This is a genomic window from Mesorhizobium sp. Root552 (assembly GCF_001427285.1).
Lineage (GTDB): Bacteria > Pseudomonadota > Alphaproteobacteria > Rhizobiales > Rhizobiaceae > Mesorhizobium.
Genome location: NZ_LMFV01000005.1, coordinates 74,816 through 95,359, shown reverse-complemented (window position 1 = coordinate 95,359; position 20,544 = coordinate 74,816). Strand labels below are relative to the sequence as shown.

Genomic DNA, 20,544 nt, shown 5'->3' with positions numbered 1-20,544 from the left:
TTTGAGCAGGCTTGAATGTACAGAAGGTCAGGGTGCCGTGTTGTAGTCGACCACCGTTTCCGGGTTGATCTCGCCGTCATAGGAAGCGTCGACGTCGAATTGCACCAGGGAGAATGTGCCGTTGCGGAAAAGCCAGGTTCCCGATGACGATGCGTCGCCCACGCCGCGCCATTTGGCGTGGGAGGTTATTGTGTGGCTGGCTTCGTCATAGCCGGAGTTGACCAGCCGGTCATCGGTGCGGAAGCCGATCACGTTGACGGCCTCCAGCTTGCCGTCGCTGTCATTGTTCTCGTAGTGGATGTCCAGTTCGGGTGAAGCGAACTGCAACTGTTTCACCCCGTCGACATCGGTTGCGACATAGTAGACGGCGTCTTCATTGTAGGCCCCCATCGAACAGAAGAAGCGGAACAGCCTGACTTCGCTTTCATTGGAACTTTCATCCGGCTTGTAGCGGATGGCGTAGCTGTCGGGTTCACCGATCGGATCGCCGCCCGGACGGGTCTGGTCGCACTGCTTGCCATAGCTCGCCGCAAACAGCTTTTTGGCTTCTTCAAGCGCAGTATCCTTCTGGGGTGGCAGCGGGCCGTCGCCACAACTTGCCGGAACGGCATTTTCGAAGGTTTCGCTTGTGGGTTTGAGCGCGCCTTTGTCGATGCGGATCGGTGTGAACGGAGGTTCCTGCGCTGCGGCATTGAGCTGCCTCAGCGTGTAGCAGCCGGCAAAGACCTTTTCGCTGCCGTCCGTGCCAGTGGCGCGAATGGCCACGGGAACGCTGAAAAAGACGCTGCCTGCCGCCCCTTCCTCGCTGACAGAACCGGTCGCGGCCTCGACGGAGGCGGTGCCTTCGAACCCCTTGGCGAATGTCTCAAAATCCTTGGCGGGCTTGGTGTCGCCGAAATAATCCCAGGCGCGGGCATATTCCTGACGGTTTATGGCGTTGTAGAGCGATGAGACCAAGGCGGCGGGGTCGGAGCGGTTGTCCAGGTAAGGCGCCTCCGCCGCCAGCGCCGACGCGGAAAGTGCCCCTGACAGGGCAAGAGCGAGCGTCGGGGTGAGGACGTCTTTCATCGGCGAATCTCCTGACGGCGACGTTCCGAATCTTATTGCCGAATGCGGCGCGCTCAAGACGGCGGATGCGCTTGAAAATCCCACGCGGAAGGCGCTATCTCCGCGCGCGGCGGTTCCCGAAGCTTTTTGGAGAAATATTGTGGCGATTTCGATGTATGACGTGTCCGTGCCGGTGTTTGCCGCACGGTTGAAGGCGTTGTCAGGGGTGCTTGAAGCGGCCGAGAAGAACGCCGTGGAACGCAAGATCGACCCCCGCACGTTTCTGACCTCGCGGCTTGCACCCGACATGTTCACGCTGGCGAGACAGGTTCAGATCGCTACCGACCACGCCAAGGGCGCGCCGTCGCGCCTCGCTGGCCGCGACGTTCCGAAATACGAGGACAATGAGGCAAGCTTTGCCGAGTTGCAGACCCGTATCGCCAAGGTGGGCGAACATCTGTCGAGCTTTTCCGCCGCCGACATCGAGGGTTCGGAAGACAGGGTTATCGAGCTAAAGGTCGGCGGCCGAGAGCTTTCAATGAGCGGCAGCCAGTACCTGCTCAACTTCGCGATGCCGAACTTCTATTTCCACCTGACGACTGCCTACGGCATCTTGCGCCACTACGGCGTGCCGCTGGGCAAGATCATGTTCCTGGGCGGACGCTGATTTTCAGCGAAGCGCCATTTCACGTGCGACGCGCGGAAAGTCGGCAGGCTTGATGCCGATATCGGCGCGGTCGGCGTTGCTCATCGAGTTGAGCAGCGCAAGCGCCGCGCGATAGCGTGTCTGCTCCTGTGGGCGGGGGCGGGCGAACAGTTCTATATAGAACCCCATGATCAGGCTCCTTAGTTGTCCTCCCAGAGCTGCAATATAGGTGATTCATGACAATTGTGCAGTGCAACATGCGCATGGCTGCCATGTGGTGCGCTTTTTTGCGAGAATCTTGGCTGGAGATGAAACCTAAAACGGGTCGGCTGCGTATAGTTGAAGCCGGCTAGTGCCGGTTTTCCTCGCCAACTGGCGCATTCCGGGCTGCACGAAAGTGTAGCCCGGCTTTTTGCGGTGTTGGATTGCCGGCAGCTAAATTCCTTACAAACGCGGGCATTCATTCTTAACCCCACGACCCTATGCTTTTCACCGTCGAGATGCTGCTCGAGGGGGAGGCTGAAATCGGTACTGGCGCAAAGCGTGATTTCGCTTCGTTGCTCGACGACCTGTTCGTCGCTTCCGAAAGCGAGGAGGAGGCTGCGCCCAAGCCGTCGGTCGCCTTCGACTATCTCGCCGTCGTCGATGAACTGCATTCCGGCCGGATCAAGGTTTCCGAGGAAGCGCTGGCGGCGCAATACCGCGAGAGCGGGCACGATCTCGCAGCCGAATTTGCCGCGCTGCTGGACCAGGCCAGATTGGCACTGGCCGGTGAAACGCCGGAACAGCAGGAAAAACTGCCACCTATCGATCCTGCATCGATCGCTGCCGAACTGGGCCTTGGTCAGCCCGGCGTCGACTACGGGCAACTGCGCCGCAGCTTCGCCTTTGCCAACCACCCCGACCGGGTGCCGTCCCATTTGCGCCAAAGGGCGATGATCCGCATGCAGGTTGCGAACATGCTGATCGACGAGGCCAAGAACAAGGCGGCGGGTGCCCGTCGCAAGTAGACAATCCACATTTTTCTAACGGGCTTGCCGGGGTTGGACGGCCCGCGCGATTTGCCTATGTTGTGGGGCATCCAGAGGCGTGACCACGCCGGACTTTCCGATGGAGACCATTCATGAAAATGAGCCGCCTCGGCCGGACGGACTTGGCTGTGTCGAAAATCTGCCTTGGCTCGATGACCTGGGGCCAGCAGAATACGCAAGCCGAGGGCCATGCGCAGATGGATCTGGCCTTCGAGCACGGCGTGAATTTCATCGATACTGCCGAACTGTACCCGATCCCGCCAAAGGCGGAGACGCAGGGCAGGACCGAGAAAACCATCGGCACGTGGATGAAGGCCAAGGGCAACCGCGACAAGGTGGTGCTGGCCTCCAAGGTGGTGGGCCGGACGGAAAACCAGTGGTTTCGCGACGGGCGGCCATCGAGGCTTACGCGTGCCGACATTTTCGATGCGGTGGAAAAATCGCTGGCGCGGCTGGGAACTGACTACATCGATCTCTACCAGATCCACTGGCCGGACCGGGAGGTGCCGTGGGGCTCCAATCCGACCCGGATCGGTGGCCAACTGGCAGCCTCCCCGGCCGGAAAGGCGGATCGCGGCACGCCGATAGCGGAAACGCTGGCGGTTTTTGACGAGCTGGTGAAGCAGGGCAAGATCAGGCATTTCGGCCTGTCGAACGAGAGTTCCTGGGGCGTGATGAAGTTCCTCGCCGAGGCCGACAAGGGCATTGGCCCGCGCCCCATCTCGTTGCAGAACGCCTACAACCTGCTCAACCGCACATTCGAGGTCAATCTGGCCGAGGTCTGCGCATTCGAAAACGTGGCGCTGCTTGCCTACTCGCCGCTGGGGCAGGGCTATCTGACGGGCAAATACGATCACGGCGCACGGCCGGCGGGGTCGCGTTCGCAGCTTTTCAATCGCGGGCAGCGCTACGAGACGCCGAATGCGGCCGAGGTGCAGCTTGAGTATAACGAACTGGCGCGTTCGTTCGGCATGGAGCCGGCTTTGTTTGCGAGTGCCTATGTTTCGAGCCGGCCGTTCGTGACGTCCAACATCATTGGCGCAACGGCAATCTGGCAGCTGGAGATGGCGCTATCCTCGGTCGATGTGACATGGACGGACGAGATGCAGAAAGCCGTCGATGCAATTCACCAGCGTGTCGGCAATCCGTGCCCATGATGCGGTCGCGGCGCTGGACAGCGTGAGGGGGAGAACATGGGATTTTCAGTCGATGCCGTGCGCGGCCGGTTTCCGGCGCTGAACCTTGCCGACAACGGCAAAAGGCGGATTTACCTGGACAATCCGGCCGGCACGCAGGTGCCGCAGGCGGTTGCGGACGCCGTGGCGCGCTGCCTTTTGACCACCAACGCCAATCTGGGCGGATACTTTGAGACGACAGTGGCGGCAGGGCAGGTTGTCGACGAGGCGCATCAGGCGATGGCCGATTTCCTTGGCGCTTCGACGCCGGAGGAGATCATCATCGGCGCCAACATGACGACGCTGACCTACCACATGTCGCGCACGCTCGGCCGCGATTTCAAGCCGGGCGACGAGATCGTGCTGACCCGCATGGACCACGAAGGCAATGTTTCGCCCTGGCTGCAACTAGCGGAGGATCGCGGGCTGGTGGTGCGCTGGGTGCCTTTCCACCAGCAAAGCTGGCAGGTCGAGGAGCAGGCGTTGGCGGAGGCGTTGAGCGACAGGACACGGCTGGTGGCGCTTAACTACGCCTCGAACCTGACCGGCTCGATCAACAACGTGAAGGCGCTGACGCGGCTGGCGAAGCAGGCTGGCGCACTGGTTTATGTCGATGCAGTGCAGTTCGCGCCGCACGGGCTGGTCGACGTACGGGACATCGGCTGCGACTTCCTCGCCTGCTCGGCCTACAAGTTCTTCGGGCCGCATCTCGGCGTGCTGTGGGGGCGGCGCGATGTGATCGACGCGCTGACGCCCTACAAGTGCCGCTGTTCGTCCAACGGCCTGCCGGAGCGGTTCGAAACCGGTACGCCACAGATCGAACTGCTGGCGGGGCTGTCGGCGGCGGTCGGCTATTTCGAGGCACTGGGCGAGATGGCAGGCGAGAAGGGTTCGCGCCGGGCGAAGATAACGGCGGCCTACAAAGCCTCGATCGCCTATGAGAACCCGCTGGCGCAAAAGCTCATCGACGGGCTGTCCGATATTGCCGGTCTGACCATCCAGGGCATCACCGATCCGGCAAGGCTACAGCATCGGGTGCCAACGGTGTCGTTCACGGTGGCTGGCATTTCGCCTGAGAGCATCGTGCGGCAGATGAACGCGGAAAACATCTTCCTCTGGTCAGGGCACAACTACGCCTGGGAAGTTGTGCACCAGCTCGGCATTCCGGCGGACGATGGCGTCGTGCGCATCGGCATTGCGCACTACAACACGGCAGGCGAGATCGGCGAAACGCTGGAAAGCGTGCACCGGACCATCGCCATGCTGCGCCAGCAACGCTAGAGCGCGCCTTTCATCTTGCTGCCGAAGCCGCTCAGGAAAGCGGTGAGGTTGTCGCCGAGCGCATCGCACAGGTAACCGCCTTCCTGCACGATGACGGTGGGAAGGCCAAGACCGGCGATGGCTTCGCCGATGCGGGCGAAACCCGGCGTGGAAACGGACAGCCCGCCGAAGGGATCGCCCTCGAAAGCATCGAGGCCGAGCGCGACCACAAGCGCCTCGGGCGCAAAAGCGCGGATGCGCTGGAAGGCGGCTTCGAGCGTTTTCAGGAACACGGCGTCACTGGATTTGCGCGGCAAGGGCAGGTTGAGATTGTAGCCGAGGCCTGGGCCTTCGCCGCGTTCGTCGGCATAGCCCCAGAAGAAGGGATAGAAGCGCACCGGGTCAGCGTGAAGCGAGACGGTGAGCACGTCCGGGCGCGCATAAAAGATGCCCTGCGTGCCATTGCCGTGGTGCAGGTCGACGTCGAGGATGGCAACGCGGGTGGCGCCGCGTCGCAGCACCTGCGCGGCAATTGCCGAATTGTTGAAGAAGCAGAAGCCGCCGGCGACATCGGCAAAGGCGTGGTGACCGGGTGGACGGCAAAGCGCATAGGCGGCGGGTGCGCCGGCCAGCACGGCCTCGGCCGTCTCGACCGCGCTCCAAGCGCTCCACAGCGCACTTTCCCATGTCTCGGCCGAGATAGGGCAGGCGGTGTCGGCCATGTGATAACCGGCCTGGCCGACGGCGGAAGCGGGGTAGGAGCCGCCACGTGCGATCGGGTGGATGTTGGGGATGACTTCTTCAGAAGCGCCTTCGATACGCTGCCAGCGCTCAAAGATGTGCTCGAGGAAATCGAGATATTCCGGCGTGTGGATCGCCGCCACAGGGCCGAGACCGTGATTGCGCGGGCGCTCGATGGTGCAGCCTGCGGCTTTGGCGCCAGCGAGCAGGCGCTCGACCCGCTCCGGCTGTTCCGGGTTGGGCTTCGGCGCGCCGCTGGAGAGGAACGCCTTCGGGTCATGGCGCTTTTGCTCTGCAGCGTAGAAGGCTTTCATCCTTGTCCTCTCAGGCTTGACTGTCGGTGTCGGCGAGCCGGAAAAAGGCCTCGCCGAGGATCTTGTGCACCTGCTCGTCAGGTACGAACTTGATGCCGAGTCGGTCGTAGAACGCCTGCGCCCTGAAATTTTCGGTATCGACCGACAGGCGCAGATAGACCCCGCCAGCGTCTTTCGACAGTTTCGCCACGCGGCGCAGCAGGCGTTCGCCGACCTTCAGGCCACGGAAGCGCTCGGCCACAAACAGGTCCTGGATATAGACGCCCGGCCTACCCATCCAGCTCGAAAAGATCGGGAAATACAGGCACATGCCGGCGAATTCTGAATCAATTTCTGCGATCAGCACTTCGAAAGCCGGGTGAGTGCCGAAACCGTAGCGCCTGATGTCGTCGGGAGTGCTGGTCACCTTGTGCAGTTCGCCGACGATCTCGGCAATGCCGAGCAGCGAGCCGTGGATTGCCTCGGCGTCCTCGATCCGGGCAGGCCGGGTCGTGATGGCGGAGGCGGCGGGCTCAGCCATCGACCGGCAGATCAAGTTCGCGGGCGAGCGCTACCAGCGCATCGCCGAGGATCGCCACCATCTCGCCGATCTGATCGCGCGTGATGATGAGCGGCGGGGCGAGAATGAAATTGTCGGCCTCGATGCCGTCGCCCCGGATACGGCGCGAATAGACGATCAGGCCGCGTTCGTAGGCGAGGTCGAGCAGGTGCTGGTTGGCGTTGAGCTTCTTGGGAAGCGGCGCGAAGGTGACGGGATCGGCCACCATGTCGGCACCGATCAGAAGACCCTTGCCGCGAATTCCGGCGATGAAGGGGAAGCGCTTTGCGAGGCCGTGAAGCTCGGAAACCAGAAGATCGCCCATTGCGGCGGCGTTGGCTTCGCAGCCGAGCCTTTCCATTTCACCGAGCACGGCCACACCGGCTGCGCAGGCAAGCGGATTGCCGGCATAGGTGTAGCCATGCTGGAAGCCGCCCATGTCGAGCACGGGCGTCACCACGCGACGCGATGCAGCCATCGCGCCGAGCGGCGCATAGCCTGAGCCGATACCCTTGGACATGGTGACGATATCGGGCCGACAGTTCCAGTGATCGCCGCCGAGGTAGCGGCCGGTACGGGCAGCGCCCGACATCACTTCGTCATGGATGAGCAGGATGCCGTATTTGTCGCAAACCTCGCGGATACGGGCAAAATAGCTGTCCGGCGGGACAAGAGCTGCGGTGGCAGCCCCGCCGATCGGTTCCATGATGAAGGCGACGACGCTTTCCGGCCCTTCGGCAAGGATCTTCTCCTCCAGCATGTCGGCGTAGCGCAGCCCGCGCTGTTCCATGGAAAGGTTGTCGCGGTCGCGATAGGCCGTCGGTGCCGGGATCGCAGGCATAGGCTGGATTTGCGGGGAAAAGGTCTCGGTCAGGGCGAGGTCGCCGGTGACGCCGAGCGCACCCATCGTACCGCCATGATAGGACGGAAAGCGGCAGATCACCTTCCAGCGCTTGGGTTGGCCGGTTGCGACTGCCCATTGGCGCGCGAGTTTGATCGCAGACTCCACCGCTTCCGAACCGCCCGAGACGAAGAAGATGCGGTCGAGGTCGCCCGGCATTTTCGCGGCGAGCCGCTGCGCCAGTTCTTCGGCCGGCTCGTTTTCGAAATGCAGGCGATAGGCGAAGGTGGTCTTTTCCATCTGCCGATTCATCGCCTCGATGACGGTGCGGTTGCCATGGCCGATGTTGGAGACCATCGGACCGCTGGAGCCGTCGATGAAGCGACGACCATCCTGCGTCCAGAAATAGATTCCCTCGGCCCGCTCGACGAGCGGCCGGCGCAGTCGCGTCACGTAAAACAGATGTGACGGCGGGCGCGCTGCTTCAGCCGAGGTGGAAGGTTTTGCTGCTTGCGGCATGAAAAGACTCTACTTTCCGAGATAGCGATCAAGCACGTTTCTGGTGACGTGTTCGACCATCGCATCACTTCTGAGCAGGCCTGCCACCCACTCGCAACTGCCGGCATGGAAGACTTCGCCCTTGCCCAGCGGGAAATTGACGATCATGCCGTTGCCGCGCTTGACCTTTTCCAGATTGGCATCGCTGGCGTTGCCGAACAATGTCTCGGCGGAAAAGCGTCCGTCTTCGTCGCCAAGGAACTGGTCTTCGGCTGCAATGTCGGCGCTTTCCTCGACCTGGCTTGCCATGCCGAGGGCAAGGATCTGCAAGCCGTCAGGTGCGCCGCTGGTGGCGGTAGGAACGGGCAGGCCGCCACGAACTTCATGGTCGAGGCCGTCCACCTCATAACCGAAGACGTGGCTTTCCGCTCCAAGCACGTCGCCATAGTAGATGCCGGTACCGGCGAACGCCCAGTGTTCGGGGCGATAGACGGGGAAACCTCGTGCGCCGCGCGGTGCGCAACCACCCCAGCCGGCATAGATGCCGCGCGTGGCGTTGAGGCCGAAGGTGCGAGAACCCGGCCGTCCGATTTCGGGAGCTTCCCATGAATTGGTGGCGCGGGTGACATCGCCGCTCTTATAGACAGGGTCTTCGGCGCGAGCGCGATATTTGTAGCAAACCTGACGGCGGCCCTCGTCTTCAAGGCGTGTCTGCCACATGAAGTTGCCCGCAAAGCGCGCGGCATGGCCACCATTTTCGACATAGTTGTCGATGGCATCACGCATTTCCCATGTCCAGTATTCGTCATGACCGACGAAGACGACGCAATCGTAGCCGTCGAGGATCTCGGGGCGGAAATGCAGGTCGTGCTGGCTGGCGAGATCGACTGCGTAGCCGGCGCGTTCGGCGAAGCGGAAGAAATGGCTGTCGTAACTTGCCCAGCCGGATGACGCGTATTTCTTCGAGTGGCCAGTCGCGTAGGCCCATTCCATGTGGGGGTAGCGCGGCACGGTCCTCGGCGGCATCGCGACTTCCAGCGGCACGCGCGGCGCATCGGGCGGCAAGGTCACGAAGCCGCGGCACCAGGGGCGCTGGGTCGAGACCATGCAGGCGTACTGGTCGCGATTGGGCCCGGTGATGCCCTGATAGTGATTGGAGCCGCCCCATGTGTTGTAGGCAAGCCATGTGCCGGTTGCGGCCACCTGGAGAATGCGGCGGGGCTTCTTGCCGGGATTGGGCGAGACGATGAACAGGTGCTGGCTACGGATAAGCTGGCCGTCACGGTTTTCAGCGGTCAGCGTGATGCGATAGGCGCCGGAGGGCCAGTCGAGGTCGATGCCGAACGCATAGCTGCTTTCCCAGTTGCAGCCATCGACCGAGCATTGATCCGGCGTATCCTGCCAGCGTGCCGCAATCCGTGCGGCTGTGAAAACCGCTGCCTCGCTGCTGCCGTCGCGAACGATATCAAGGTCGAACTGCGGTGCTGTCGAACTGACGAAAAGCAGCACTGTCTCGCCGGCGCGATAGGAAAAGCGGTCGCTGTAGCACCAGATTTCGCCGCGTTCTCCATCCATGCCCGGCCATTCATAGGTGTGGCCCCGCACTGCGATGCGGCGCTGTTCGGGCGTCAGCCCAAAATCCGGGAACTCGGTCGGCAGGGTGTTCATGAAGGCCTTTGCGGGAGCTTGCAGCGCCATTTCAGCCGCGCTGTCGCTTGCCGTCAAATGGAAACCATCGGGCCAGAGATACCGGCTCGGCTGCCGCAATCACCCAACGGGTTGGCCTTTTGGCCGAAACGCTTTATCCAGCGTTGAGGGCATTATTCGCCGCCGGAGACGCCATGCTGAGAGTGCAGAAGGTCAAGGTCGACGACATCTACGTGCCGACAGCACGGCGCAAGACGCTGCATCCCGAAACTGTCAGGCATCTTGCCGAGGATATTCTCGAAAACGGCATGAAAACGCCGATCCAGGTCCGTAACGACGGCAAGCGCTATGTCCTTGTCGAAGGCTTGCACCGGCTTGAAGCGGCGAAATGGCTCGGCGAAACGGAAATCAATGCGTATCTGGTGCAGGCAAAGCGGCACTAGTTCGATGCGGTAGGGGCTGCGAAGAACAGCTTTTTGCGCTTCGCGATCGCCTTGACGTGCAATCTTCAAAAGCCGGTGCTGTTTGATCGCACGCAACGACGGCGCGTCAAGGCGCGACCAATGTCGGCCCCATTACACACGGATTGCGGTGATGGAGCCGAAACTGGACAGTACGATGAGCATGGACGAAATGATGCGGAGATGGCCGGCAACGGTCCATGTCGCCATCAACCATCGCCTGTTATGCGTGGGGTGCCCGATCGGGCCGTTCCACACCCTTGCCGATGCGGCGCGCGAGCACGGGCTGGACGAGGCGATGTTGCGCCAAGAATTCGAGGCGGCAATCACCTCGGATCAGGAAAGACGACGCACCAAACTGGCGAGCTAACTTTTCTCGACGCGGCCTTCCGCGAGCAGCATGAGACGGTGCGGCTCGACCACTGTCACGCGCTGGCGCCCGCTCTTGACGAGGCCTCTTTCTTCCCATGCCGTGAGCAGGCGGCTGACGGTGTGCAGCGTCGTGCCGGTCATTTCCGCGATGTCCTGACGCGAGATCGGGAAATCGATGAGCAGACCGTCTTCGGTCTTTTTTCCGGTCTGGTTGGCGAGGCGCAGTACGGTGTTGGCGACGCGTTGCTCGACCTGCTCGGTCGACATTTCGACAAAGCGCGTCTGCGCGTCGTTGAGGCGCGCGCCGACGGTGTTGTAGGTGCCGGCGCCAAAGCTCGGAAACCGCGCCGCGAACTCGGACCAGAGTTGGCCCGGCCAGGCAAGCACGACACAATCGACCACTGCGATGGCGTTGGCCGGATAGGTCTTGCGGCCAAGCGCTTGGGCAATCCCCATCAACTCACCGGCGCTGATATAACGCACGATGACCTGCTGGCCGTCCGGCGTATGCTTGACGACGCGGGCATAGCCGTCGAGCAGGAGAAAGAACGAGTGCGCTTCCTCTTCCTGCTCGAAGATCGCATCGCCCTTTGGAATGCGCAGCGAGCGCGCTTGCTGCATGATGACGTCGAGGTCGGCTGGGGCGATGCCCTGAAAAAGGGGCAGGCCGGAAATCAACGAGCGGTCGAGACGGCTCAAGCGGCTTCTCCTCATGATCTTCGATCACGAGATACACCAATAAGATGGCCACGCCTACCGCCCCGATGTCACACCGGGCGCACCGAGCGTGCGGTTCAAGGGCGGATTGCGTGCAAGTTGCTAGGCAGCAAAGAGACCGTGAAAATGGTCGTCTAAAGGCTGGCGATCAGCACGCGGAGAAATGAGCCATGGCCTCGTCAGATAGCGATCCGAACAGCCAGTCGGTGATTGAAGAGGTGGCGCGCGCGGCCTTCGACCGCTGCCATCCGGGCGACAGTTTCGACGACATGAAGCAGCGCGCGTCGTTCTCCAAGGAAGACCGCTATTTGCTTGCCGATTGGCTGGCCTTTGCCGAGGCGGAACTACAGAGCCGGGGAGCGGATGCCCGCTGAAATCAGGCGACCTTTGCAGGCAGCAGCTTGCGGAACCTGGCAAGCAATGAATCGGGCTCGCGCACGAGGCGGATGCCGAGATTGTCGGGCGCCATGCCTGCGGCACAACCGCCGCTTTTGCCATCGCGGATGAAGTAGGACATGTAGCCGCGATGCTTGCCGCCAACCACGCGCACGCCGCAATTGTCCAAGCTTTCGGCTTTTGCTGCACCGTCGGCGAGGCGCGTGCGCGTATAGCAGGTCGTCGTCCATTCCCACACGTTGCCGGCGATGTCGGCAACACTCTTTGCGTTGGTGCCGAAATGGCCGCGCGTCTTGGGCTCGGGGTCGGGTTCGCTCTTGCCGGTTTCGCTGCGGTAGCGGGCAAGCCAGCGCTCGGCGGGATTGCTGCCGTTGCTGTCGAGGAGCAGCGCATCGTCGGCGTAGCGTTCGCCAGCGGCGAAAGCCCATTCGGTATCGGTGGGCAGCCGCCAGACAGCGCCGGTCCGCTCGGTCAGCCATGCGGCATAGGCGGTGGCGTCGCGATAGCTGACGCCTGTTGCGGGCATGTCGTCGCCGGCGGTAATGGCGCTGGCCTCCGGAGCCTCGCAGGCGCCATCGGCGACACAACGTGCGTAGTCGGCAGCACTCACCTGGTATTTCATGATAGCGAAGCCACGCTGCACTTTGGTGGCCTGCAGGGGCGCATCGACGGGATAGTCGTTCTTCAGGAATTCGCCGGGCAGGCGCAAGTCGAACGAGCCGGGCGCTATTGCCACGGTTTCCGGTTCGGCGGCCATTTGCGCCGGAGCCTTGCCGGCGATTTCAACGACCTGGGGGGCAAAGGCGCCGGCCGCGGCAAGCATCGTAGCCGCTATCGCCATTGAAGCCTGAACCTTGAGTTTCATGACCAGTCCTCAGAAAAATGGCCCGCCGGAGTTCCGACGGGCCGCCCATTCGGCACGAGTGTTTGGCCCGTTGGAGCGGCTTCGAGATTGAGGCCGCTCCGACTTGTCTCGCTTAGATCGCCCGGATCGGGCCAGGCGCGGAGACTTGCGCCATCAGGTCGTCGTTCCACTCGCCTTCCACCATGATGTGCGCGGTGGCTCCGAGTTCTGCCGCCTCGATCAGGTTGTGGTTGACGTAGGCGTAAACACCGGGTTGCAGGAAGGTGTAGAACGCAGCCCCGGCAGAGCCCCCGCGGATGAACCACGTTTCGAGGTCCTTGGCGGGCGCGTTGCTGAACTTGCCCTGTTCCCAGACATGGTCGCCGTGGCCGCCGATGAGGTGCGGGCGGGTGTCGCGGTTTGCCTGGGAATGAACGATCAGCACCTTGTCGCCGACTTTGGCCTTGAGAGCGTTGTCACCGGTAAGCGCGCCGACCTTGCCGTTGAACACGACGTGGGTGGGGATCAGCCCGCGCATGACGTTCAACGTTTCTTCGTAGCTTTCGCCGAGCGTCTCGTAGCTCTTGTACTTGCCGTTCTCGTCGCGCGGCACGTAGAAATCGTTCTCGCCGATGTAGAACAGCTTGTCGTAGGTCAACTGCTTGCCGTTGCCATCCTTCAGGCCGTCACGCGGCAACACCATGATGGTACCGCTCATTCCGGACACGACGTGCCAGGGGATCATGCCTTCCGGCGCGCAGTGGTAGACGAAGGTACCGGTCCGCGTCGCCTTGAAGCGCAGCACGACCTGTTCGCCAGGGTTGACGTGGGTAAGCGCACCGCCACCGAGAGCACCGGTCGCCGCATGGAAGTCGATGTTGTGCGGCATCTCGTTGGTTTCGGGGTTGACCAACGTGAGTTCGACATAGTCACCCTCATGCACGATCATCATCGGTGCGGGGATCGAACCGTTATAGGTCATGGCCCGCATCGTGGTGCCTTCGCGGTCGATCACGACCGGCTGTTCCTTGACGGTCAGCTGGAACTCAACGACCTTCGGTCCGCCCGTGGCGACCTGCTCGTGTTCATGCACGAAGGGCGGGGCGACCAGATTGACCTTCTGGCGGGGCAGGCTCTTTATGTCAGCAGCCGGCACCTGTGCCAGCGCGGGGGTGGCGGCCATTGCGGCCAGAAGGACGGCGCCGGCTGTACCGGCAGCTGTGCCCAAGAGTGCTTCACGACGCGTCAACATGGCCAAATCTCCTTCAGGACCATTCACGTTGCCTATGACCCGTAATCTAGTTGCACTGCACAAATCCGTCTTTGTTGCATTGCAAACGAAATGGCGATGGAGAGGTCGATCTTGCCGGTTTGGCTTGGCCAAAACTATCGGCCCCGCATTGCGAGGCCGATGGTTGGTGTTGGTAGTCGAAAGGTAGTATCAGGCCGCCCTGCTGTGCAGGCGAGGCGATTGGGCAAGATAGGCATCGAAGGCGGCAGCGACGGAGCGGATGACGAAGCGGTGGGCTTCGTCGACGCGCACCACGCCGTCTTTGACCGTCACCAGGCCGTCGGCAGCCATGTTCGGGAGGCTGACTGCCCCGTCGAGAATCTTGGCTGCGTCAAAACCGTGCCTGGCGCAGATGGCAGGGATGTCTGCTTCGAAGTAGCACATCAGCCGCTCGATGATGTCCGCCCGCAGCCGGTCCTCCGCAGTCAGGCGGTAACCCTTTGCGGTGGCCAGTCGCCCTGAAGATATGTGGCGGGCATAGAGGCCGAGCGCGACCTCGTTTTGCACGTAGCCATGTTCGAAGCGGCCAATGGATGAGGCGCCGAAGCCGATCAGCGAATCGCAGTTGTCCGTGGTATAGCCCTGGAAATTGCGACGAAGGGTGCGGGTCTGCCATGCGCGCGCCAGTTCATCGCCGGGCAGGGCGAAATGATCGAGCCCTATCTGGATATAGCCGGCATCGACCAGCGCAGCGGCGATCGCCTCCGCCTGGACGACGCGGGCCGCGCTGTCGGGAAGCACGGTCTCGTCAATCATTTTCTGGTGCTTCTTGAATGACGGCACGTGCGCATAGCCGAAAACGGCAAGCCGGTCCGGGCGCATTGCTGCCACGCGTTCGGCGGTTTCCACGCAGGAAGCCACCGTCTGGTGCGGCAGGCCATAAATGAGGTCGAAATTAATGCTTTCGACACCGGCGGCACGCAGCAGGTGCACGGCTTCAGCCGTCTGTTCTTCGCTCTGGATGCGGTTGATCGCAACCTGAACCTTGCGGTCGAGGCTTTGCACGCCGAGGCTTGCCCTGCGCACGCCGGACCCGCCCAGGGCGGCGGCCATGTCGGATGTCAGAGTACGCGGATCGATCTCGACGGCGATTGAGGTGACCTCGCTGAAAGCGAAGTACCGCCGCAAAAGATTTACCAGCGTTGCGAATTCGTGCGGCTCGACGATGGTCGGAGTACCGCCACCGAAATGCACCTCGCCGATGTGGAGGCCGGCTGGAGCATGCTCTGCAACCAGCCGGATTTCCTCCTGCAACACGTCGAGATAAGCCAGGATGGGCTGGTCTTGTCGGGTGATCGTGGTGTGGCAGCCGCAATACCAGCACATGGAACGGCAAAAGGGGATGTGAAGGTAAAGAGAAGCGGGTTCGCTTGCCGGCAGTGCCGACAACCAGTCGCTATACGCGCCGACGCCGACATTGTCTGAAAAGTGTGGTGCCGTCGGATAGCTGGTGTACCGCGGCAACCGCGCGTCGGCATATTTGTGCAGGATCGAACCGGACAAGCTTCACCTCTTGGAACTGTGAGGCAATTGCTAGCGCCAGCGCAGCTCCATGTCTTTGAGCAGGATCAAGCCGTATTGCGCGTCAAAATGAAGGTGGCCGCACCGCAAAGCGCCAACGCCTGAATCGCGACGATCTTGAGATCGGTATCGAGTGCGATCGACAGGACCAGCGTCAGCGCCATGGCCACTATGGCGGCGATCTTGCCCTTGCGGCTGATCGCGCGCCTGTCGCGCCAATCGCGGATGGCCTTGCCGAACGTGCGGTTTTTGAGCAGCCAGTCGTGCATTGCAGGCGAGGATTTAGCGAAGAAGAATGCCGCAAGGATGATCAACGGCGTTGCCGGCAATAACGGCAGCACGATACCAAGCGCACCCAGCGCCAGGCTGGTGAAGCCGAGGATCAGCCAGACGATGCGCATTGCATCTCTGCGAGATATGGCTGGGCTGGACATGTCCGGGCTCGTCTCATTGCCTTCCTTGATGCCACCGCCGGGCCAGTAACGCCACAGGTGGATTCGATGTTTGATACGCCGCAAAGATTTTTTCCCGCCCAGACGGCATGTGTACGGTGCAAACAGCAATCTGGAGCATGGTACGCATGGACGTGGCGCTAAGCGACAAGCACGGCCTGCACGAGGACGCCTTGGCGCTTGTCCTCGGCACGCTTTTGGTTGCGCTGGGAACGGTGATCTATGCCAAGGCCGTGCTTTTGGTCGGCGGCATGGCCGGGCTTGCGCTGCTGATGCAATACACGACCGGTGTCGATTTCTGGCTCGGTTTTTCGCTCATCAACCTGCCATTCTATTATCTCGGCCTGAATCGGATGGGGTGGCGCTTCACATTGCGGACATTTGCGGCGGTAACCCTGGTGTCGCTGTTTTCACGACTGACGGCGGATTGGATCGACTTCTCGCGGCTTGAACCCGCTTATGCAGCGGTCATGGCCGGCACGTTGTGCGGTACCGGCCTGTTGATGCTGTTTCGGCATAGGACAGGCCTCGGCGGCGTCAACATCCTGGCGATGTTTCTTCAAGACAATTGGGGTGTTCGTGCCGGGTATTTCCAGCTTGCCGTGGACCTGTCCATCCTTGGCGCGGCGGTTTTCGTGCTAAGCCCGGATCGCATTGCGCTGTCAGTGGTGAGCGCGGTGATCCTCAATCTCATCATCGCCGTCAACCACCGTCCAGGTCGCTATCTCGGCATAAGCTGAGACCAAATTCGCCCCGGTGTTTGTCCGGGATCAAGCCGGTTTTGTGCGAAACTCTGTAGAATTCCTTCCAGATGCAGGATTGCGGCAACCGCACCAGAGCTCTTGCCGGGTCGCTGCTTGATCACGCGACAGGAAGACAGAGCTATGCTCAACACCCTAAATTCCACGCACCACGGCAGCGCTTCCGGCAGCCTGGATCTCGTCCAGCGTCTGGCGGTCGCGCTGGACAAGGCGCATCTTGACTGCGGTTGCCGCACGCAACTGGACGAAGCGCTGGCTATTTTTGAAAAGCACGAGCGATTGCGCGACGCGTGCGCCTGCCTGGCCAATGCGAGGACGCAGCGCGAGAAGATCGAGGTTGCGCTGGTATTCCTCAACGATTTGAACGACCTGACCGCCACGGAAGCCGACCGCAGCGTCTATCTCGACCTTGCCTTGCTGTTCGACAGCATTGCGGAGATGGCGAAGGATGGGGCGAGTTCGATGCGTGCGCTCGTCGAGGCAACGGAGGAGGGCGCCGATGCCTACGCCGCTGCAATCGCCGAAGCCGAAGCGGCGCACCGTTCAGGCAAAGGCAAGTCGAAAAAACGCCCGGCTGCGTGAGCTTCCGCGCCGGGGGAGCGAAATATCATGTTTTACAATCTGGCCTTGATGACCTGCCACCCGGCTACCTTGCCATGTTTGCTGCAAGGCGAGCCGGATAGCATCGATGCAGTCAGTGGCCGCCGCAGCCGCAATCAGATGTATGCGGCCGGCCGATTTCAACGCGCCATAGATCCGGTCCCTGCTGCAGATATTCCCATGAATATTCGCCCGGATGACGCATCTCGATCTGCGCGCGCAACGGACGCGGATCGTGATCGTTGACGATGATGAGCGAAGCGCCATGACCGAGCGCGCCCAGCATGTCGAAAATGCGTTGGTGACGTTCGAACGGAGCGATCATTCTAACGTCGATGAGGGGCGTGGCGCCCGTTTCCGTGGTCGTCATTTTTGAAATATCCCGTTGCCGCCGGAAAAAGCTGCCCGAGCGAGGCGGCAGGTTCGGCTCCGGCCGTGCAAAGCTATGCGGCCAACGCCTTTTCATGATTGTCGAAACGCAAATAAACGCCGAAAGCCGGGCCTAAGCCAAAAAATTCCTTCTTTGGCCACCACTTAGCCGCGCAACTGTCATTGGCTGGCCACGATTGCATTCCTATTTATGGGCCATGGGAAAAAGCAAAAAAGAGAAGAGACGACCGATGAGCGAGGAAAAGAGCAGGCTGGACGAATTGTTGAACGACCCGATGGTGCAGCTTGTGATGCAGCGCGATCACGTCAATCCCAAGGGTGTCCGCTGGATGCTGGAACGCGCCCGCGCCCGCGCGGAAGACCCTTCGCTGCCTCCCGCCTACATGGTGGCTCGTGAATGCTGGGAGCACGGCATCTGCAGCTAGGCTGCGCCTCTCGCCACAGTAGAACAAATTCGCCGCCGTCCGGGCAACCGGGCGGCGGTTTCGCTTTGGGTTGGCGAGCCATCAGCCCGATGAATGAACAGACATGGTAAAAATTCGATTCAATCTTTCTTGGTAATTCATCGCTCATAACTGACCTGAATTCCCGGGGCGTTGCCGCTGGGGCTGTTTTGTTCCGCGTACAGGTCCTTGATGCGTTCCTCGGGCATTCTTGCATCGCTGCTTCTTTGCCTTGGCCTTGCCGGCTGCTCGTCGAGCGTGGGCATCGAGGACATGATGCCGAGGCCTTCGGCGGAGATCACCAGTTCGATATCGCGACCTGAAAACACCGTGCGAGCCGCGTCGCCGGTGCGTCCCAAGGCAATGCTGCCGGCGATGTCCGCGCCTGACCCAGAACCGGAGGTTGCGGTCCTGGCCGAGCCGGAGCCGGTTCAGGACAGCGGCTTTGCCATGCCTGCGGTCGATGTCGCAGCCCTGATCCCGACGCAGAAGCCGAGCCGGGCGGCGCGCGCCATCGATGATGGCGTTGTCCACCCGCATCGTTTCCGCGACGCCAAGCCGATCAACTTCGGCAGGGTCAAGCCGAAGCACTATGCGGTGCACGGCGTCGATGTTTCACGCTGGCAGGGCGACATCAACTGGGCGAAACTGCGCAGCCAGGGTGCCAATTTCGCTTTCATCAAGGCGACTGACGGCGGCGACCATCTCGACCCGATGTTCATGAAGAACTGGCGGGGTGCCGATGCTGCCGGCATCAGGCGCGGCGCTTACCATTTCTTCTACTGGTGCCGTGTCGCCAGCCAGCAGGCGGACTGGTTCATCCGCAACGTACCGAAGGTGGAGGGCGCGCTGCCGCCGGTCATCGACGTGGAGTGGAACGGCGAATCGAGTTGCAAGCGCCGGCCTTCGCCCGCCCAGGTACGCGAGAAGATGCAGGTCTTCATGGACAGGCTGGAACAGCATTACGGCCAGCGCCCGATCATCTATACGGCGCCTGACTTCTATGCCGACAACCTGCGCGGGGCCTTCCCCAATCATCCGTTCTGGCTGCGCGCGGTGGCCCAGCATCCGTCCAAGGTCTATCCGGGGCGCAACTGGCTGTTCTGGCAGTATTCCGGCTCGGGTCTTTCCCAGGGTGTCAACGGCAGGATCGACCTCAACGTGTTCCAGGGCAGCGAAGCCGAATGGCGGCGCTGGGTGGGCGGTGCGCAATTGATGGCCGACGCGCAGTAGCGAGCTTAGGCCGCGTCCTCGTCTCCGGTTTCTCCAACTTCCTCAGTTTTTGGCGCCTTCTTCGCTTCGCAGCACGGAGACGGCGGATTGCCGTATCAATCGCATTGCAGTGCGCCTAAATATAGCTATTGCTATAATTTAAATACTATGCTTCCCTTAATTGTCTTTGCTATTTGGGGAACATACTGATGCGCCGCTGGCTGCCGTTCGATCGTAGTCGCCGAGGATTTCTCGGCGCGGGCCTGTTGGCGGCTGGCGCCACGGCCATAAGCGCCAGGAGCGCGACGGGACAATCCTCCCACACGCATGACCATGGCGCGCCCGCGCCTTCGCCATATTCGGCCGAGAGCTCGGCAGGCCACCACACCGGCCACGGCGCGATGATGACGGTGGGCGAGGTCGACAACGAGCGCAACGGCTTCGACCCGACCGCGATGCTGACGGACTGGGAGACCGGCACTGTCTCGACCTTGCCGGATGGACGCAAGCTCAGGACCTTTACGGTGACGGCCGAGGACAAGGAGATCGAGATCGCGCCGGGCGTGATGTTCCCGGCCTGGACTTTCAACGGCCGCGTGCCGGGACCATCTTTGCGGGCCGTGGAAGGCGAGCGGTTGCAGATCATCTTCCGCAACAACGGCTCGCACCCGCATTCGATGCATTTCCACGGCATCCATGCCGCGCGCATGGACGGCGTGCCGGGGGCGGGGCTGATCGGGCCGGGCGAGGAGTTCGTCTACGAGTTCGACGCCAAGCCGTTCGGCTGCCATCTCTACCACTGCCACGCGCTGCCGCTGGCGCGCCACATGCACAAGGGCATGTATGGCCTGTTCGTCATCGACCCCGATCCGGAGCGCCATCCCGAAGCCGCCGACGTTGCCCGCTCGCGCCTGCTCGGCACGCTGGAAAACGCCGAATGGCAGGAAATGGCGATGGTGATGAATGCCTTCGACACCACCTTCGACGGCGAAAACGAGTTCTATGCCTGCAACACGGTGGCGCATTGCTACGCCAAGAAGCCGATCCGCGTGATCCGCGACCGCCCGGTGCGCATCTATCTGGTCAACGTCACCGAGTTCGACCCGATCAACTCCTTCCACCTGCACGCCAACTTCTTCGATTATTTCGACCAGGGCACGACCCTGACCCCGACGCTGAAGACGGTGGACCTGATCATGCAGTGCCAGGCCCAGCGCGGCATCCTCGAATTCTCGTTCAAGGACCATGAGCCGGGCTCCTACATGTTCCACGCGCATCTATCCGAATTTACCGAGCTTGGCTGGATGGGTGCGTTCGACGTCGTCGAGGCAGTGTCATGAACGAGC

At 61.8% G+C, this 20,544-nt stretch carries 24 protein-coding genes; 12 read left to right on the top strand and 12 right to left on the bottom strand.

The genetic code is table 11. The annotated features are described in order from the left end of the window. Positions 1–27 precede the first annotated feature (27 nt). Positions 28–1,068: a DUF1176 domain-containing protein gene (locus tag ASD50_RS03130; RefSeq protein WP_056235971.1), complete on the bottom strand. Its 1,041-nt coding sequence runs from the start codon at positions 1,066–1,068 to the stop codon at positions 28–30. Positions 1,069–1,207: 139 nt separating this feature from the next. Here ASD50_RS03130 and ASD50_RS03125 point away from each other — a divergent pair, with 139 nt between their 5' ends. After that, positions 1,208–1,714, top strand: a complete 507-nt coding sequence (locus ASD50_RS03125; protein ID WP_056236175.1) for a DUF1993 family protein — start codon at positions 1,208–1,210, stop codon at positions 1,712–1,714. A gap of 3 nt (positions 1,715–1,717) precedes the next feature. Here ASD50_RS03125 and ASD50_RS23485 read toward each other — a convergent pair whose 3' ends face one another. Next, positions 1,718–1,882, bottom strand: a complete 165-nt coding sequence (locus ASD50_RS23485; RefSeq protein ID WP_156464916.1) for a DUF1127 domain-containing protein — start codon at positions 1,880–1,882, stop codon at positions 1,718–1,720. A 293-nt stretch (positions 1,883–2,175) separates the two neighbouring features. On the opposite strand from ASD50_RS23485, the gene ASD50_RS03120 reads away from it, so the two are divergent. From ASD50_RS03120 to ASD50_RS03110, 3 genes are all read left to right on the top strand, one after another. After that, on the top strand, positions 2,176–2,703 hold the full coding sequence (locus tag ASD50_RS03120; protein WP_244484412.1) for a hypothetical protein: 528 nt from the start codon (positions 2,176–2,178) through the stop codon (positions 2,701–2,703). 113 nt (positions 2,704–2,816) lie between these two features. Beyond that, positions 2,817–3,881: an aldo/keto reductase gene (locus ASD50_RS03115; RefSeq protein WP_056235969.1), complete on the top strand. Its 1,065-nt coding sequence runs from the start codon at positions 2,817–2,819 to the stop codon at positions 3,879–3,881. A 36-nt stretch (positions 3,882–3,917) separates the two neighbouring features. Further along, positions 3,918–5,180: a cysteine desulfurase-like protein gene (locus ASD50_RS03110; protein WP_056235967.1), complete on the top strand. Its 1,263-nt coding sequence runs from the start codon at positions 3,918–3,920 to the stop codon at positions 5,178–5,180. On the opposite strand, the gene ASD50_RS03105 is transcribed toward ASD50_RS03110, so the two are convergent. Genes ASD50_RS03105 through ASD50_RS03090 form a run of 4 tightly spaced genes read right to left on the bottom strand, consistent with a single transcriptional unit; the run spans position 5,177 to position 9,759 of the window. Continuing rightward, positions 5,177–6,214, bottom strand: a complete 1,038-nt coding sequence (locus ASD50_RS03105; RefSeq protein WP_056235965.1) for a histone deacetylase family protein — start codon at positions 6,212–6,214, stop codon at positions 5,177–5,179. The genes ASD50_RS03110 and ASD50_RS03105 overlap by 4 nt on opposite strands. Positions 6,215–6,224: 10 nt before the next feature. After that, a complete protein-coding gene (locus ASD50_RS03100; RefSeq protein WP_056235962.1) occupies positions 6,225–6,734 on the bottom strand; it encodes a GNAT family N-acetyltransferase in 510 nt (169 codons plus the stop codon). Then, a complete protein-coding gene (locus ASD50_RS03095) occupies positions 6,727–8,112 on the bottom strand; it encodes an aspartate aminotransferase family protein (RefSeq protein ID WP_056235957.1) in 1,386 nt (461 codons plus the stop codon). Before ASD50_RS03095 ends, ASD50_RS03100 begins: the two co-directional genes overlap by 8 nt. Before the next feature lie 9 nt (positions 8,113–8,121). Further along, entirely contained in the window at positions 8,122–9,759 is a 1,638-nt protein-coding gene (locus tag ASD50_RS03090) for a N,N-dimethylformamidase beta subunit family domain-containing protein (RefSeq protein WP_056236167.1), read from the bottom strand. A 173-nt stretch (positions 9,760–9,932) separates the two neighbouring features. Here ASD50_RS03090 and ASD50_RS03085 point away from each other — a divergent pair, with 173 nt between their 5' ends. Both ASD50_RS03085 and ASD50_RS03080 read left to right on the top strand, forming a co-directional pair. Next, a complete protein-coding gene (locus ASD50_RS03085) occupies positions 9,933–10,181 on the top strand; it encodes a ParB N-terminal domain-containing protein (RefSeq protein WP_056236162.1) in 249 nt (82 codons plus the stop codon). 175 nt (positions 10,182–10,356) lie between these two features. After that, on the top strand, positions 10,357–10,569 hold the full coding sequence (locus tag ASD50_RS03080) for a DUF1858 domain-containing protein (RefSeq protein ID WP_244484411.1): 213 nt from the start codon (positions 10,357–10,359) through the stop codon (positions 10,567–10,569). On the opposite strand, the gene ASD50_RS03075 is transcribed toward ASD50_RS03080, so the two are convergent. Next, on the bottom strand, positions 10,566–11,270 hold the full coding sequence (locus ASD50_RS03075; RefSeq protein ID WP_056235952.1) for a Crp/Fnr family transcriptional regulator: 705 nt from the start codon (positions 11,268–11,270) through the stop codon (positions 10,566–10,568). The genes ASD50_RS03080 and ASD50_RS03075 overlap by 4 nt on opposite strands. Positions 11,271–11,458: 188 nt before the next feature. On the opposite strand from ASD50_RS03075, the gene ASD50_RS03070 reads away from it, so the two are divergent. Continuing rightward, entirely contained in the window at positions 11,459–11,662 is a 204-nt protein-coding gene (locus ASD50_RS03070) for a hypothetical protein (protein ID WP_056235950.1), read from the top strand. 2 nt (positions 11,663–11,664) lie between these two features. Here the strand turns inward: ASD50_RS03070 and ASD50_RS03065 are convergent, their stop codons facing one another. The 4 genes from ASD50_RS03065 to ASD50_RS03050 form a co-directional block, all read right to left on the bottom strand. Next, positions 11,665–12,549: an SUMF1/EgtB/PvdO family nonheme iron enzyme gene (locus ASD50_RS03065; protein WP_056235947.1), complete on the bottom strand. Its 885-nt coding sequence runs from the start codon at positions 12,547–12,549 to the stop codon at positions 11,665–11,667. Positions 12,550–12,661: 112 nt separating this feature from the next. Beyond that, positions 12,662–13,780 (bottom strand): copper-containing nitrite reductase, encoded by a 1,119-nt coding sequence (gene nirK, locus ASD50_RS03060; protein WP_056235943.1) that lies wholly within the window; start codon positions 13,778–13,780, stop codon positions 12,662–12,664. A gap of 189 nt (positions 13,781–13,969) precedes the next feature. Next, the gene (hemN, locus tag ASD50_RS03055) at positions 13,970–15,322 is read right to left on the bottom strand and encodes an oxygen-independent coproporphyrinogen III oxidase (RefSeq protein ID WP_056235939.1); all 1,353 of its coding nucleotides are present in this window, start codon (positions 15,320–15,322) and stop codon (positions 13,970–13,972) included. 65 nt (positions 15,323–15,387) lie between these two features. Next, a complete protein-coding gene (locus ASD50_RS03050; RefSeq protein WP_244484410.1) occupies positions 15,388–15,774 on the bottom strand; it encodes a YbaN family protein in 387 nt (128 codons plus the stop codon). 146 nt (positions 15,775–15,920) lie between these two features. On the opposite strand from ASD50_RS03050, the gene ASD50_RS03045 reads away from it, so the two are divergent. After that, positions 15,921–16,532, top strand: a complete 612-nt coding sequence (locus ASD50_RS03045; protein WP_056235931.1) for a YitT family protein — start codon at positions 15,921–15,923, stop codon at positions 16,530–16,532. 144 nt (positions 16,533–16,676) lie between these two features. Continuing rightward, positions 16,677–17,135 carry a hypothetical protein gene (locus tag ASD50_RS03040; RefSeq protein ID WP_200952368.1) on the top strand — a complete coding sequence of 153 codons (459 nt, stop codon included), beginning with the start codon at positions 16,677–16,679 and terminating at the stop codon, positions 17,133–17,135. Between the two features lie 112 nt (positions 17,136–17,247). Here ASD50_RS03040 and ASD50_RS03035 read toward each other — a convergent pair whose 3' ends face one another. Further along, the gene (locus ASD50_RS03035; RefSeq protein WP_056235928.1) at positions 17,248–17,523 is read right to left on the bottom strand and encodes a DUF2249 domain-containing protein; all 276 of its coding nucleotides are present in this window, start codon (positions 17,521–17,523) and stop codon (positions 17,248–17,250) included. Between the two features lie 250 nt (positions 17,524–17,773). Here ASD50_RS03035 and ASD50_RS03030 point away from each other — a divergent pair, with 250 nt between their 5' ends. From ASD50_RS03030 to ASD50_RS03020, 3 genes are all read left to right on the top strand, one after another. Continuing rightward, the gene (locus tag ASD50_RS03030) at positions 17,774–17,968 is read left to right on the top strand and encodes a hypothetical protein (RefSeq protein ID WP_056236159.1); all 195 of its coding nucleotides are present in this window, start codon (positions 17,774–17,776) and stop codon (positions 17,966–17,968) included. A 210-nt stretch (positions 17,969–18,178) separates the two neighbouring features. After that, positions 18,179–19,219, top strand: coding sequence for a GH25 family lysozyme (locus ASD50_RS03025; RefSeq protein WP_056235924.1), 1,041 nt, complete (start codon positions 18,179–18,181; stop codon positions 19,217–19,219). Between the two features lie 188 nt (positions 19,220–19,407). Continuing rightward, positions 19,408–20,538, top strand: coding sequence for a multicopper oxidase domain-containing protein (locus ASD50_RS03020; protein ID WP_056235921.1), 1,131 nt, complete (start codon positions 19,408–19,410; stop codon positions 20,536–20,538). The last annotated feature ends 6 nt before the right edge of the window (positions 20,539–20,544 follow it).

Coding starts and splice junctions, on each gene's coding strand:
- ASD50_RS03020 (WP_056235921.1), top strand. CDS start 19,408: ATGCGCCGCTGGCTGCCGTTCGATCGTAGTCGCCGAGGATTTCTCGGC.
- ASD50_RS03085 (WP_056236162.1), top strand. CDS start 9,933: ATGCTGAGAGTGCAGAAGGTCAAGGTCGACGACATCTACGTGCCGACA.
- ASD50_RS03080 (WP_244484411.1), top strand. CDS start 10,357: ATGAGCATGGACGAAATGATGCGGAGATGGCCGGCAACGGTCCATGTC.
- ASD50_RS03070 (WP_056235950.1), top strand. CDS start 11,459: ATGGCCTCGTCAGATAGCGATCCGAACAGCCAGTCGGTGATTGAAGAG.
- ASD50_RS03110 (WP_056235967.1), top strand. CDS start 3,918: ATGGGATTTTCAGTCGATGCCGTGCGCGGCCGGTTTCCGGCGCTGAAC.
- ASD50_RS03115 (WP_056235969.1), top strand. CDS start 2,817: ATGAAAATGAGCCGCCTCGGCCGGACGGACTTGGCTGTGTCGAAAATC.
- ASD50_RS03035 (WP_056235928.1), bottom strand. CDS start 17,523: ATGACGACCACGGAAACGGGCGCCACGCCCCTCATCGACGTTAGAATG.
- ASD50_RS03120 (WP_244484412.1), top strand. CDS start 2,176: ATGCTTTTCACCGTCGAGATGCTGCTCGAGGGGGAGGCTGAAATCGGT.
- ASD50_RS03065 (WP_056235947.1), bottom strand. CDS start 12,549: ATGAAACTCAAGGTTCAGGCTTCAATGGCGATAGCGGCTACGATGCTT.
- ASD50_RS03045 (WP_056235931.1), top strand. CDS start 15,921: ATGGACGTGGCGCTAAGCGACAAGCACGGCCTGCACGAGGACGCCTTG.
- ASD50_RS03100 (WP_056235962.1), bottom strand. CDS start 6,734: ATGGCTGAGCCCGCCGCCTCCGCCATCACGACCCGGCCTGCCCGGATC.
- ASD50_RS03090 (WP_056236167.1), bottom strand. CDS start 9,759: ATGAACACCCTGCCGACCGAGTTCCCGGATTTTGGGCTGACGCCCGAA.
- ASD50_RS03040 (WP_200952368.1), top strand. CDS start 16,677: ATGCTCAACACCCTAAATTCCACGCACCACGGCAGCGCTTCCGGCAGC.
- ASD50_RS03095 (WP_056235957.1), bottom strand. CDS start 8,112: ATGCCGCAAGCAGCAAAACCTTCCACCTCGGCTGAAGCAGCGCGCCCG.
- ASD50_RS03025 (WP_056235924.1), top strand. CDS start 18,179: ATGCGTTCCTCGGGCATTCTTGCATCGCTGCTTCTTTGCCTTGGCCTT.
- ASD50_RS23485 (WP_156464916.1), bottom strand. CDS start 1,882: ATGGGGTTCTATATAGAACTGTTCGCCCGCCCCCGCCCACAGGAGCAG.
- nirK (WP_056235943.1), bottom strand. CDS start 13,780: ATGTTGACGCGTCGTGAAGCACTCTTGGGCACAGCTGCCGGTACAGCC.
- ASD50_RS03105 (WP_056235965.1), bottom strand. CDS start 6,214: ATGAAAGCCTTCTACGCTGCAGAGCAAAAGCGCCATGACCCGAAGGCG.
- ASD50_RS03050 (WP_244484410.1), bottom strand. CDS start 15,774: ATGTCCAGCCCAGCCATATCTCGCAGAGATGCAATGCGCATCGTCTGG.
- ASD50_RS03130 (WP_056235971.1), bottom strand. CDS start 1,068: ATGAAAGACGTCCTCACCCCGACGCTCGCTCTTGCCCTGTCAGGGGCA.
- ASD50_RS03030 (WP_056236159.1), top strand. CDS start 17,774: ATGAGCGAGGAAAAGAGCAGGCTGGACGAATTGTTGAACGACCCGATG.